A 12,496-nucleotide genomic window follows, 5' to 3' on the forward strand; every position below is an offset into this window, starting at 1 on the left:
AAAAATGCGTACAATTTTACTTTTTCTAAATAACATGTCCATCAATGAAATAGAGAGTATTAGACAAAAACATGATCCTTTATTCGGACTAATCCCACCGCATATTACAATTGTATTTCCATTTGAAAGTTCGATTTCAAATGATGAGCTGAAATTACATATTTTGTATGTGTCAAAAGGGATACAGAGTATTGAAATTGAATTTGCGAATCAAATTACGAGTGAAGGAGAATATTTGTTTTTACGAGTTGAAAAGGGAAAAGAACAAATAGAAGAACTACATGATATCCTGTATACAGGACTATTATCACAATTTTTGGAAGGGGACATTCCGTACATACCGCATATAACAGTAGGGAGAAAAGAATGTGCCGAGCGAGCTGTGGAAGTAGTTAATGATATTCCTAGTTTTCATGAGAAGTTAACGTGTGTAATTAATAGAATTAGTGTAGAACGTATTGGGGAGAACGGAGAGTCAATTATTGAATTTGAAGTACCATTGCAAAAAAGCTGACACAAGTCAGCTTTTTTAATTCGTGACATGAAGCAAAGCACCAATTGCACCGCTGTAACCATCATCTTGTAGGAAGACTGGTATTTTGTTTTGATATTCTGTATAGCTACTTATAATTCTTTGAAGATGTCCGTTATTACATAGAGTAGAACCGATGTAAATAATATGGTCAATATTTTTAGCTTCGGCGAATTGAAGGCTTAATGCAGTAACAACTTCACCTACAAGTCCTTGAATGGTAGCAAGTATATCTGAGCTATTAAAATGTGACTCTGTAATGGCTACTTTCCCGAAATTGCTAGCTGTTAAGCTATTATCAATGGGGGAAAGAATACCGTCATAAATATCTCCAACTGTAATATCTAAATCTTTTCTAGATCCTACTCTTGTTAGAGGGATTACATCTTCAAACTGATCAATATTTGTTAACAGTTTTGAAAGCCCCATAATTGTACCGCCGCCAACACCAGTTCCACCGGCACGAACATATCGCTTGTCATGAACGTAGTGAATCGATGTACCTGTACCGATATTTGTTAATACAAAATTATTGATAGTTTGCTTTTCTTTGTTTAGGATATAGTGCACACCTGTTATAGTAGCATCGAATTCATTTAATGTTACTGTCTCATATGAATCCGAAAGTAAATCTTGCAATTGGGCCGCTTTACCACCTGTAATGCATAATTTTGTAATGAATTTGTTTTGATGAAGCCATTCTTTAATCTTTTGATGGTCATATGAATAAAATTTCTCAAAAGATATTTTATTCTCTACGTTATAGTAAACAATTTTCGTTAATGTTCCTCCAGCATCAATCCCGATAGCACGCTGCATTTTTCTACTCCTAACTATGTGTTGTTTAATCAGCTTGATAAATTAATAGTTTCTCCACTGTAACAATTAGTTGATCGTTAACAGTTGCAGTTCCTTTGCCGAGAATAAAACCTCGTCGGTTACGTGTTAGCTCATAATGTAAATCAAGTTTATCACCAGGATACGCATTTTTATGAAATTTTACCCCATCTAAAGAGGAGAGGAAGCCAAGCCCTACAGATTCACCTGTACTTACAAAGGCACTAAGTTGAGCCAGTGCTTCTACAATTAGCATATGAGGCATACATCTTTGATTGTCATTAATAAACCACTCGTTATTTGTGATCAGTTTGTATCCTGTAGCTGATTGTGATTCTTTAACGTTTGTAATTTTATCAATCATTAAAAATGGATAGCGATGGGGAAGAGTATCTTTAATATTCATAGCGTACCTCCAGGAATAATAATACCCCTGCTAAAGTTAAGCAGGGGAGTTATTATTAATTTTTAACTAGTTCCTCTACTTTTCCAAGAGAGAAAATACCACTGTTTTTAATGTTTTCAACTGCTTCTTGTAATACTGCTTTATCTTGAACAAGTGCAATACGTACAAAGCCTTCACCATGAGGGCCGAAAGCATGACCTGGTGTGACAACGACATTTGCGCGATCCATTAATGCATAAGCGAATTCTAGAGAAGTCCACCCTTTTGGAATTTCAGCCCAGACGAACATACTGCCAGCTGGTCTATCGACGTTCCAGCCAAATGTTCGGAATCCATCGACTAAAGTATCTCTACGTTCTTGATAAATACCGCGGTTTTTTTCACAAAATGCAGCGCCATTTCTAAGTGCAGTACATGCTGCTTTTTGAATTGGTAAAAACACACCGTAATCTGTATTAGACTTAAATTGCGTAAGCGCGCCGACAATTTCTTCGTTACCAATCATATACCCAATACGGCTACCTGCTAAACTATAACTTTTAGATAAAGAGTTAATTTCAACGCCAACTTCTTTTGCGCCAGGTACAGATAAGAAGCTAATTGGTTTTTGGCCATCAAAATAAAATTCAGCATAAGCAAAATCATGAACAACGATAATATTATGTTTTTTCGCGAATGCGATTACTTCTTTAAAGAAATCTTCATGAGCCATTGCTGGAACTGGGTTCCCTGGGAAGTTCAAAATCATCATCTTCGCTTTATCGGCGATTTCTTTAGGAATAACTTCTAAATTAGGTAAGAAATCATTTTCTTTTTTTAATGGCATGTAGTAAGATGTTGCACCGGCCATTTGAATACCTGTTTCATAAGCTGTATATCCTGGATCAGGAACTAATATTATATCTCTAGGATTTGCATAAACCATAGGTAAATGAACGAGTCCGTCTTGTGAACCCATTAATAATAAAACTTCTTTTTCAGCGTTTAATATAACGTTATGAGTGTTGTTGTAATATTCAGTTACAGATTCGTGAAATTCTTGTATACCTGCTAATGTATATCCATAGCTTTCTTTTTCACTCGCTGTATGTACCAGTGCTTCTCTTACGAAGTCAGCAGGAGGCATATCAGGATTCCCGATACTTAAATCAATCATTTTATGCCCTGCTGCAATTTTCTCTTTTTTATAGGCCCCTAATTCACTAAAAATAGAAGATTGGAATGCTTTCATTCTAGTTGCTAACGTGTAAGTCATCAAAACCCCTCCTAAAAACTGTGTTTTCTTTCTGCGTTTTTAATTATTCTGAAAACACATGTTTATATTTTATCATTTTTTTATGAAAATTAAAACGATTGACAAATTTAGAGGAAGGATTAGAGTATTATATATTTCTTCTAAAACAGTTAAGATGTTTTATAGTTTTTGTTTATAATATCTCGGATATTTTGTATTAAAAAGAATACGAACACCACACCTATTATGCCGCTAAGCCAATAGTATGAATTCCCTGTAGTGAATTTTTCATAGAATAAAATAGCACTCCATAGAATAAGGATTACGGAACAAACTGTTGATATAATTAAAGAACTTAAGCTCCTCAAAAAAACACCTCACAATAAAAATTGTTTATTAATTAATTCTATATTATAATTAGAGGATTTAAAAGGGGAAATATTTTTAGCATCTATAGTACAAAACCGCAAAAATATATTTTGCGGTTTTGTAAAATCCCTATAGTTAATCACTTGTTTTTTTATATGTACATATTTTTTCAGCATTAGTAAAATATACAATTAATTTATTATCGACAATTTTTAAAGATTGATCCGATGTAAAGGAGTTACCATAATCAATGTGGTATAAGCTAGAGTTATTTACAAACGAACCTTTATATAAATCTTCTTTTTTATTTGTCGTTTGCATTTCCACTAAATTTTGTACAATTTCTACTTTCTTTTCCTCTTTTACAATTGTTTCAAATTTATAAGATACAGGACATTCCCCATTTTTATTGTCAACGATTTCCCAAGAACCGTATATATCATTATTGCTGCACCCACTAAGAAGAATGGCGAGTATAGGAGATATTAATAGAAATTTTTTCATTTTGTTCTCCTTTCGTATGTAATGCTTATAAAACGTACGATATGAATATTGTAAAAAATAAAGTTTAAATTTTTATAAAGAATTACTAAATTTCACATAAAAATTGGGAAAAGCGGTGGGGAAAATAATAGGCATGAATCTAGCGTGATACTAGAATTCATGCCTAACAGTATACTTTTTGTTATGATTTTATGGGGATTAATGTAGAGGAAAGAAGGATGATTATTCCATTTAAAATATATATACCTGAAATAATGAAGGCCAAGGTAGCTGATCCAAATCCACCTTTATCAAATATAGAAGCGAAGGTCAAAGTGCTGAAAAAGACTAAAGGAGTTAATAGTAAGAATACAAAACCTGCCACAATTCTTCTTTTAAAGCTATGTTGAGATAGGGAAATAGCTAAAAAATTAATGATGCCAAACATAATAATATCAAAAAGAAAAATAATAAATAACTGCATACCATCAGACATCTTTACCCCCCCTTTTTTATAGATAATATGCTATATAATGTATTCGCAAGTAAGATGGTTTACTCCTTTAAACATTTTCGATAAACGTAATAAATGGGATTATTATAAAACAAAAAGGCATGGTCCAGTATAAAACTAAATCCATGCCTAAGGTGTTTATACTATAAATTCGCAGATTGCGAAGGCTGTTTTTCATATTGTTTCTGTTTTGATAAAGAAATAAAAATAATTAACAAGGAAATGACCCCGAAAATTAAGACCATGTACTGTAATCCAATCGTGTCTAAGAAGAAGCCAGTGCCGAGTAAAACGATTTGGAACATAACCCTCTCAAACATATTACGAAACGAGAAGAGACGTCCGTGATAACTTTTTTCTACTTTCGTTTGGAAGATTGTCGACATTATTGGGAAGAAACAGCCAACACTAAATCCAAATAAACCAAATGATACAAGAGCCATCCATTTTACATCGCTAAAGAATAGCGAAAGGTGTGCGAACGCAGTACAAACTGCGAAGAAATATAGTAACTTTTCAGGTTTGAAATGATCAGATAGACGTTTAATAACGAAGGCACCTAGCATAAATGCGACACCTTCAATTGTATATATGAATCCTTTAATCGTTGGATCATGTTGCATTTCGCTAATATTAATAACCATTAAATTAAATCCAGCTATAAATAACAGAGGAATAATACTTAATATAAGTGCTGTAAAAGCAATAGGAATTCCTTTTAAAATACGAAATACTTCCATAAAGCTATTGTCTTTTGCGGCTTGTTTACTTGGTTTTGTTGATTTCTTGTCTTCAAATTGTAGGAAGAAAGTTGAGAGGAATAATAAAGCGTATGCTGCCATAGAGAAAGCATACATATACTGTAAACTCATTACAACTAAAAGAATTCCACCTAGTGAAGTACCTGCAATACGAGCGATTGTACCAACATTCATATGTACACCATTCATCTGTAATAACTCATGTTCACTAACAATTAGAGGGATTACAGATTGTAGTGCGGGAAAATAAAATGCTGCTGAAATTTGAAGTGCAACCATAAATGCAACCATAAAGGCGATACTTTCATATTGAATAGCGAAAAACATAAAAATAACACTTAAAACCCGACCAAAGCCAGCATATAGAAGAATTTTCTTCTTTTCATACTGATCGATGACACGGCCAGCCATAGGACCAACTAGAACACCTGCTAATAGTCCGATAAATAATATAACTGATTTCATGAAATCAGAAGGGACATATTTTTGCATGAATTCAAGGTTACCAAGTATACCAAGCCATAATCCTAGACCAGCAATAAATTCCCCAATTAGAACAATCCAAACGTTTTTATTACGCCACATAATATAAAACCTCTCCGTCTTTTAAAATGAAAAACTCGTATATAAAATCTCCTTATTTATGTATTATTTTTTTACGCCCTTTTTTAGAGTCAGAGTCTATAATACGTGTTTCATTAGTGGATTTCAATTTTTTTGATTTGTCGAAATGTTAGCAGGTTTATATATTGAAATAGTGTAAAAATATGAATGTGTAATCCAATTGTAAATTCTTATATAATACTATTTTTATTTAAATATCGGGATGTTGAAATGTGATTATTGATAGGAGGTGAATAGTATAGAAACGCATCTATATGAAGTAAATCCATGTAGCACATATTTGATTAGTGTAAAGTTTGAAGAGGAAGTATACAAATTTCTCCTTCGTAAAGATGAAATAGTTGGAGAAACGTTATGTTTATTAGAGAATGAAAGAGAATATATTTTATTACATGAAGAACAAGCTATGAAAACAGGAGTTTATATAACAGGTCAATTAAAAAAAGACTTGTTTAAAGCTTGGTTATGGATAATTTTTAATGAATCTGGTATATATAGAAAAAAGTGACAGAATTAGAATTAGAAACGTATCAATTTATAAAAGAATCGATAAACATCGATATAGGAAATAAAAAAGGTCAAACCCCTCTCATGTGAGAGGGGTTTGACCTTTCAATGTAAATTAGGCAGAAAATTCTTCTTTACGTACTTCGAAGAATTCATTTCGGCGTAAGTAATTATACGTCTTTTCCGAAACTTCTTCTTCTTGAGATACTAAAAAACGACGATTAAAAGCATAAAAGGATTGACCTTTAATTAATTTTACGTAATATATTTTAAACGCCTCCTCTAACTTGGTTATATCTTGCTTCATATTATGATAGCCGATATCCCTATTAAAAATACTTGGAGTTTGAAAGAGGATAAGCGGGAAGATGAAAGAGCTTACAAATTTGTAAGGTTTGTGTCACCTTTTCCGATAGTTTCAATTAATCAATTGCTACTATAATACAAATAAGTTCCATAAAATAAGGGGGTAAAAAGATGGATGAAGTAATTGGAGAAGTTGTAGCTGGAATTTGTGAATTTGTAGTAGAAGTAACAGCAGATGCTATAGGAAGTTTAGTTTCCGGAAATGATGATGAAAAAGAAACATTATAATAATTTGTAAAAGTATAAAGTTGATCAAATTATAAAGGCTGATTTCTAAAGGGAAGTCAGCTTTTTTATTTTTTACATTACATTAACTTAATCTGAATATTCATCTGTTATTATATTTAAGAAACCTATATAAGGAGGTGAATAAACAAATATGTCGAATTCGGGCTCGGATTTATCTGTTTCTCGTTTGATTGTGGCAAATGTAGAAGAAAAGGAGTATCATTTTATTGTTCGTGAACATCCGATTGTAGGGAATTGTATATCGCTATTTGAAAATGGAAAAGAATATGGTTTAATAGATAAACAAATCGCTAATAAAGATAAATTTATTACATCGGAGCTTACTAAATTAGATTATTTTAACGTAGATGTTTTATATCATACACCTGGGTGGATATGGATTGGCATGGATCAATTTGGTTTACATGCTCGTGAGGCTACTTATAACGAAGTAGATGTTATTATGAAGTTGAAAGAGGATTTATACTATATAGATATAAATAAATAAAAATTCAATAAAGATTTAGTCAGGTTATGGGACAAGTTCCCGTAGCCTTTTTTGTTTAATGATAAAACGTAAAATTATATTATTTTGATGATAGGAAATTATGATAAGAAGTGAGATGAAAAGAGGATTTGAAAATACATTAAGAGAATTGTAATAATTATATGAATCGAATATGTAAATAACAATAGAAAGAAGATGAAAAAATGAGCAAAGAAGAGCTTGTAAAGAAGCAGTTTGGTAGTAATGCAGAAAAGTATGTGAAAAGTAAAATACATGCTCAAGGACCGGATTTACAACATGTAGTTCAACAAGTTGAAACTCGCCATAATACTCGTCTTCTTGATATTGCTACTGGTGGTGGACATGTTGCAAATATATTAGCACCTATGTTTGAAGAGGTAGTTGCACTTGATTTAACAGAAAAGATGTTGGAAAAAGCGAAAGGTTTTATAAAGCAAAATGGCCATGAAAATGTGTCTTTTGTAGCTGGAAACGCAGAAAATTTACCATTTGCAGACCATTCTTTTGATACAATTACATGCCGTATTGCAGCACATCATTTTACGAATCCGGTGCAATTTATTTTTGAGGTAAATCGTACGTTACAAGATAAGGGGCTATTTATATTAATAGATAATGTATCACCAGAAAATAATGAATTTGATACTTTCTATAACTTTATAGAAAAGAAACGAGATCCGAGTCATGAGCGAGCTTTGAAAAAAACAGAATGGATTACGTTATTGGAAAAAAACAGTTTACAAATGCAGTCATGTTTCACCTTTGATAAAAAGTTCGATTTCGACTGGTGGTGTGACATGATGGACGTACCGATGCAAAAACGTGAAAAGTTAACAGAGTGTATGATGAAAACACCAAACGAAATGAAAGAATACTTTCATATTCAATTTGAAAATCATAAAGTAGAGTCGTTCTATACTGAAATGGCAATGTTTATATGTAAAAAAAGTACAACACTAAAAAGATAAAGTGAAACTTTAGTCCGTGGGAGGGTGTTCACTCCTACCGATTATCAGCCTCACCAATCGAGCTGCCCGGCAAATAGCAGAATAAATATGTTGCAGTCTTTCCGAAGTACGATATACTTAGTACAGAGAAAATGAGAATTGAGGAATAGTAATAATGATTCGTGTACGTATTGAAGGAACTGAGGAAGAAATGCTTGAATTTATGGAGAAAATGCCGGACATTCCTGGTTTTGAAAAAACACATATGAGAGAACCCAGAAGAGGCAATAATCCAAAATATGATTCCAGTAAAAATGTATTAGCATATTTATCTTATAAAAAGATAGAAGTCGCCAATAAATAGGCGGCTTTTATTATTTTGTGCGGTTTCACCACCTTGTCTTTTTCGCATAATAATGATAGTAGATTATGCTGAAGAGGGGTGAAGACACATACCCATCAAGCTAAGGGGGACAAGAGGGTATATGTGAATGTGTTTTTTGAAATTTCTACGACTACACTAAAGATTTGCATAACAAATAAACCTATTAAATAGGTGTTTTTAAAAATATTATGCAACTTGGAAACTTTGTGACAGCGTACAATCATACACAACACCTAAGATATCAAAGACTGTTTTGAATATGATTATAGTAAAGATTTTGATATTGACTTAACAGGTTATCGACTTTATGGATTTGGTGATTTTAATCAGCTGGGTTATAAAATTACACCACTTGCCCAAGCATATGAAACGAAAGAATAATGTAGGGACTTCTTTGCAGATATGTTGATGTAAGATTTCAATATAAAAAAATTGTTTTATTATGTGTTTTTTATATAATTAACAAGCGTTTTATTCGTATGAAAAATAATAGAAAAGTGGTTTAAGGTTTATGATAAAAAAATACATTCAATCAAAAGTACTTTAGTAGTTAAGTTTAGTGACAGCTTGTAATTTAGGGGTTACACTTGGAATAGATACATAAGTACGTGCGATTGGCTCTGTCAGTGGAGGGAGCAAATCCCCCGATGATTAATAGATGAAGCAAACGAATTTTTAAAATTAGATATCTAATGTCTATTTTTGAGGTGAGAGTCTTACTGTTTAATTTGGGGTTTTATGAAAATAAAAGAGCCTGTTTATGGTAGAAAAACAGGCTTTAAAACCTTAAATAAGAAGGAAAGAACATAAAAAGTATGAATATATTTTTGGTGTAACGAGGTGAGGGAATTGGGATATTTAATTTTAGCATTTATGTTTGCAGTTAGTGTATATTTCCTAGTTTTCGATAACCCTTATATAACTATATTTATTATATTTCTCATCATGGTAGGGAAGTCGTTATATGACAGCAGAAAGAAGAAGCAGTAATCAAGAATACAGGGACAATATGCGAGTAAGATAGTGGATTATTGATATAATATAAATTATAAAGTAGGTGGTTTTCGAAAATGATCCTTGAGAATGTTAGTAAGATAGGAGCACTCGCTTTTCTGTTCTTAATGGGGTACCGTCAGCTTTTTGTAAAAATCCTACGATAAGAGCCTGGTCTTCAGAAAAAGGCTTATTTTAAATACGCTAAGTCCCATTGATGTCATGGGGTGTATTTGGAAATTTAAAAATGCTGTTTACTTATAGCAGTATTTTTTATGAATGCAAAAATAGCCAAAATACGCAAGCAGTTATGCATAAAAACTTGCATATTTTAGGCTGTTTAATTGTATTCCTTATTTTGTTAAAGTTACCCGTTAGTTCAATTCCAAAGGCCTCAGCCGACGATTAACTCAAGTACCGATTTCGGATGACCTTCATGTGATGAAGTTCGTGTCCTGCGATGCCGTACGCGAGGCCGCGCGCCGTAATGCTTAGGTTGTTGGCTATGCCCTTGCGGGTCCACGCCTCCGCCGGTAGCCCGCGCAGCAATGTGATTGTTGCTTGCCGTACGGCCCGGTAGTCTTCGGCCAATTGCGCGGTTGTCCAGCTTCCGAAAGGAGGGATGAATAATTCCTGATCGAAACCGGTCAGAGGCGTCTGGTCCCCTCTTGCGAACCGGAGCAGGCGGTAGGTCATGACGCGTTCCGCGTCTACGATGTGGCCCACGACTTCTTTCAGCGTCCATTTTCCTTCCGCATACCGATATGCGGCCTGGCTTTCGGTCAACGATGCCAGGAGCTCGGTCATTTGCTTTTCCTGGGCGAGTAGAATGTCGATGATGTTACCGTCCGGCACCAAACGGATATATTCGCCGGAGCCCCCAGCGTATTCTTCTTCTGACGGTCTTTGATTCATGCGTAGTCACCTCTTTATGGAGATATAGAAAATTATAGCACTCGTCTATGTCTAATAAATTCGCGAAATGATAGAACTTTCCTTTTAATAATTGAGGATAAGCAACCATTTAGTTGGTCGCCATACTATCCTGATTCGTTAGCACAATAAGCAATGCTAATCAATAATGCATAAAAATTAGTTGTTATACAATATTTCGAAGTTATTAATATATATTGGGTTATTCCGAAACATACATAAATTAATTGCCAGTTACATCATAGGATCAAGTTAATTTGTCTATTTTACAGTCCACCATTTCGCATATGCTTATAGGCTTTCTCTCTCCTTTCTGAAAGAAAGGGCAAAGGAGGGTCTCCCCAGTTCCAGACACTACTTTCTCAACATACCGTCCTCCGTACCCCAAGGGATTCTTCGATGCTGTATTTCCAAGTTCTTCACATCTTCCATGGTTTTCGCCTATATTCACCAGGATCAACTTCCCTTTGTCCTATTGCTAGGTTCCTTTTAACGAGGTGGAAAGGTTCACTTTATGTTACGGTCTGTTGATTCGCTCGCACTATAAAATCCTGTATAAGAGATACATAGACAAAAAAACAAGAATCCCTGTACATACAAGGATTCTATGAAATTATTTGCTACCGATAATGGGACGTTATGTTAACCAAACATGTATAGAATATACAGCAGAAAATGTATCGAGGGAAATTGTTACGGAAAATGTATATTTTTTAGAAAGATATTATGCGACAGAAGTGAAAATTATTGAGGGCGCTAGTAGGCCTATGATAGCTGAAGAACCTTTATTTTTCCCTGAAATTCATGGTGATCACGGTTTAAGACCAATAATCCCTCCTGAAATGAGGATTTGTAAAAGGAAAAATTTTTGTGAATTGATTACATTAATTGAGCCGTGTCCAGAAGAGATTATTATTGTGGAGACGGGACGTTTGACAACACTTGCAACGTTATTTTTATTGTATCCAAATGTAATGAATCGTATTTCTTCATATTATATAATGGGAGGCGCTTTCCTATTTCCTAGTAATGTTACACCAGTGTCTGAAGCGAATTTTTACGGCGACCTAATTGCGGCGAATATTGTTATGAAGTATGCGCAGAACGCTACTATATATCCGTTTAATGTAACGCAAGTAGCACTTATTACACCTGAAATGGTCGATATTATAGATAAACAAGGAACCGGACAGGCGAAATTAATTAAGCCAATGATTGATTTTTACTATGAGAACTTTTATAAAAAAGAGTATCCGGGTATTGGTGGGAGTCAGATTCACGATTTACTTCCGTTCATTTCATTTATAAATGATGATATTTTTGAATATAAAGAATCAGCAATTTGGATAAGTACGACAAATGATGTAACGAGGGGGCAAAGTGTTGCGGATTTTAGAGAAGAGTTTATGAAGACGATATTAAAGCCAGATTGTCCTTAAATTTTGCAAGTACAATCTGATTGATTTGTAAAGGACGAATAACTTATGAGAAATGAAACATAACTAATGGTAAGCAATTGTTTCTGATTATAATTTTTTGTTTCTATATAAAGGAGGCTTTCATATGATTTGGTCTTTAATTGTCGGTGGTATATTAGGATGGTTTGCAGGCTTACTTACTGGAAGGGATGTACCTGGTGGTGTAATTGGTAATATTATTGCTGGTATTGTCGGTTCTTGGCTTGGTACGACGCTATTTGGTAATTTTGGACCTGTTATAGGTGGATATGCGATTGTTCCGGCTTTAATAGGTGCGATTATTTTGATTTTCATCGTAAGCTTTATATTCCGAGCAATGCGAAAATGAATAAAAGGGACTGCTTATGTTTGTAAGCAGTCCCTTTGAATT

Annotated in this window: 15 protein-coding genes and 1 pseudogene; 8 read left to right on the forward strand and 8 right to left on the reverse strand. The window is 33.7% G+C overall.

Annotation, left to right across the window (positions count from 1 at the left end; genetic code table 11):
• The first annotated feature begins 4 nt into the window (after positions 1–4).
• On the forward strand, positions 5–514 hold the full coding sequence (locus COC96_RS06150; RefSeq protein ID WP_098266415.1) for a 2'-5' RNA ligase family protein: 510 nt from the start codon (positions 5–7) through the stop codon (positions 512–514).
• 15 nt (positions 515–529) lie between these two features.
• On the opposite strand, the gene coaW is transcribed toward COC96_RS06150, so the two are convergent.
• The 6 genes from coaW to COC96_RS06185 all read right to left on the reverse strand — a co-directional run bounded on the left by coaW (position 530) and on the right by COC96_RS06185 (position 5,721).
• A complete protein-coding gene (gene coaW / locus COC96_RS06155; RefSeq protein ID WP_098266416.1) occupies positions 530–1,351 on the reverse strand; it encodes a type II pantothenate kinase in 822 nt (273 codons plus the stop codon).
• A gap of 25 nt (positions 1,352–1,376) precedes the next feature.
• The gene (locus tag COC96_RS06160; RefSeq protein WP_098768499.1) at positions 1,377–1,775 is read right to left on the reverse strand and encodes a 3-hydroxyacyl-ACP dehydratase FabZ family protein; all 399 of its coding nucleotides are present in this window, start codon (positions 1,773–1,775) and stop codon (positions 1,377–1,379) included.
• Positions 1,776–1,830: 55 nt separating this feature from the next.
• Positions 1,831–3,030, reverse strand: coding sequence for an LL-diaminopimelate aminotransferase (locus COC96_RS06165; protein WP_142339960.1), 1,200 nt, complete (start codon positions 3,028–3,030; stop codon positions 1,831–1,833).
• A 483-nt stretch (positions 3,031–3,513) separates the two neighbouring features.
• Complete coding sequence (locus COC96_RS06175; RefSeq protein ID WP_098768501.1) at positions 3,514–3,882, reverse strand: hypothetical protein; 369 nt, start codon at positions 3,880–3,882, stop codon at positions 3,514–3,516.
• Positions 3,883–4,063: 181 nt separating this feature from the next.
• Positions 4,064–4,357 (reverse strand): hypothetical protein, encoded by a 294-nt coding sequence (locus COC96_RS06180; protein WP_098266420.1) that lies wholly within the window; start codon positions 4,355–4,357, stop codon positions 4,064–4,066.
• A 161-nt stretch (positions 4,358–4,518) separates the two neighbouring features.
• Positions 4,519–5,721, reverse strand: coding sequence for an MFS transporter (locus COC96_RS06185; protein WP_098768502.1), 1,203 nt, complete (start codon positions 5,719–5,721; stop codon positions 4,519–4,521).
• Between the two features lie 319 nt (positions 5,722–6,040).
• On the opposite strand from COC96_RS06185, the gene COC96_RS27935 reads away from it, so the two are divergent.
• Entirely contained in the window at positions 6,041–6,268 is a 228-nt protein-coding gene (locus tag COC96_RS27935) for a hypothetical protein (protein WP_225316026.1), read from the forward strand.
• A gap of 114 nt (positions 6,269–6,382) precedes the next feature.
• Here the strand turns inward: COC96_RS27935 and COC96_RS06195 are convergent, their stop codons facing one another.
• Positions 6,383–6,535, reverse strand: a complete 153-nt coding sequence (locus tag COC96_RS06195) for a YqbF domain-containing protein (RefSeq protein ID WP_071712142.1) — start codon at positions 6,533–6,535, stop codon at positions 6,383–6,385.
• Positions 6,536–7,012: 477 nt separating this feature from the next.
• On the opposite strand from COC96_RS06195, the gene COC96_RS06205 reads away from it, so the two are divergent.
• From COC96_RS06205 to COC96_RS28675, 4 genes and pseudogenes are all read left to right on the forward strand, one after another.
• Positions 7,013–7,369 carry a hypothetical protein gene (locus COC96_RS06205; RefSeq protein ID WP_098266423.1) on the forward strand — a complete coding sequence of 119 codons (357 nt, stop codon included), beginning with the start codon at positions 7,013–7,015 and terminating at the stop codon, positions 7,367–7,369.
• Positions 7,370–7,572: 203 nt separating this feature from the next.
• Positions 7,573–8,358: a class I SAM-dependent methyltransferase gene (locus COC96_RS06210; protein ID WP_098266424.1), complete on the forward strand. Its 786-nt coding sequence runs from the start codon at positions 7,573–7,575 to the stop codon at positions 8,356–8,358.
• A 154-nt stretch (positions 8,359–8,512) separates the two neighbouring features.
• Positions 8,513–8,701: a DUF3970 family protein gene (locus COC96_RS06215; protein ID WP_071711923.1), complete on the forward strand. Its 189-nt coding sequence runs from the start codon at positions 8,513–8,515 to the stop codon at positions 8,699–8,701.
• A gap of 294 nt (positions 8,702–8,995) precedes the next feature.
• Positions 8,996–9,088: pseudogene (locus COC96_RS28675) on the forward strand (DUF3888 domain-containing protein); the annotation flags it as partial.
• Between the two features lie 1,032 nt (positions 9,089–10,120).
• Here COC96_RS28675 and COC96_RS06225 read toward each other — a convergent pair.
• A complete protein-coding gene (locus COC96_RS06225) occupies positions 10,121–10,630 on the reverse strand; it encodes a DinB family protein (RefSeq protein ID WP_098266425.1) in 510 nt (169 codons plus the stop codon).
• 647 nt (positions 10,631–11,277) lie between these two features.
• Here COC96_RS06225 and COC96_RS06235 point away from each other — a divergent pair.
• Together COC96_RS06235 and COC96_RS06240 are read left to right on the forward strand one after the other, a co-directional pair.
• Complete coding sequence (locus COC96_RS06235; protein WP_373604883.1) at positions 11,278–12,087, forward strand: nucleoside hydrolase; 810 nt, start codon at positions 11,278–11,280, stop codon at positions 12,085–12,087.
• A gap of 124 nt (positions 12,088–12,211) precedes the next feature.
• Complete coding sequence (locus COC96_RS06240) at positions 12,212–12,454, forward strand: GlsB/YeaQ/YmgE family stress response membrane protein (RefSeq protein ID WP_098768503.1); 243 nt, start codon at positions 12,212–12,214, stop codon at positions 12,452–12,454.
• Positions 12,455–12,496: the final 42 nt, after the last annotated feature.

Origin of the sequence: Bacillus cereus (assembly GCF_002577405.1) — a bacterium.
GTDB lineage: Bacteria > Bacillota > Bacilli > Bacillales > Bacillaceae_G > Bacillus_A > Bacillus_A cereus_AU.

Bases quoted from the DNA above. Each gene is read 5' to 3' on its own strand.
- COC96_RS06180 (WP_098266420.1), bottom strand. From the start codon at position 4,357: ATGTCTGATGGTATGCAGTTATTTATTATTTTTCTTTTTGATATTATT.
- COC96_RS06215 (WP_071711923.1), top strand. From the start codon at position 8,513: ATGATTCGTGTACGTATTGAAGGAACTGAGGAAGAAATGCTTGAATTT.
- COC96_RS06205 (WP_098266423.1), top strand. From the start codon at position 7,013: ATGTCGAATTCGGGCTCGGATTTATCTGTTTCTCGTTTGATTGTGGCA.
- COC96_RS06150 (WP_098266415.1), top strand. From the start codon at position 5: ATGCGTACAATTTTACTTTTTCTAAATAACATGTCCATCAATGAAATA.
- COC96_RS06165 (WP_142339960.1), bottom strand. From the start codon at position 3,030: ATGACTTACACGTTAGCAACTAGAATGAAAGCATTCCAATCTTCTATT.
- COC96_RS06225 (WP_098266425.1), bottom strand. From the start codon at position 10,630: ATGAATCAAAGACCGTCAGAAGAAGAATACGCTGGGGGCTCCGGCGAA.
- COC96_RS06175 (WP_098768501.1), bottom strand. From the start codon at position 3,882: ATGAAAAAATTTCTATTAATATCTCCTATACTCGCCATTCTTCTTAGT.
- coaW (WP_098266416.1), bottom strand. From the start codon at position 1,351: ATGCAGCGTGCTATCGGGATTGATGCTGGAGGAACATTAACGAAAATT.
- COC96_RS06235 (WP_373604883.1), top strand. From the start codon at position 11,278: ATGGGACGTTATGTTAACCAAACATGTATAGAATATACAGCAGAAAAT.
- COC96_RS06240 (WP_098768503.1), top strand. From the start codon at position 12,212: ATGATTTGGTCTTTAATTGTCGGTGGTATATTAGGATGGTTTGCAGGC.
- COC96_RS06160 (WP_098768499.1), bottom strand. From the start codon at position 1,775: ATGAATATTAAAGATACTCTTCCCCATCGCTATCCATTTTTAATGATT.
- COC96_RS06185 (WP_098768502.1), bottom strand. From the start codon at position 5,721: ATGTGGCGTAATAAAAACGTTTGGATTGTTCTAATTGGGGAATTTATT.
- COC96_RS06210 (WP_098266424.1), top strand. From the start codon at position 7,573: ATGAGCAAAGAAGAGCTTGTAAAGAAGCAGTTTGGTAGTAATGCAGAA.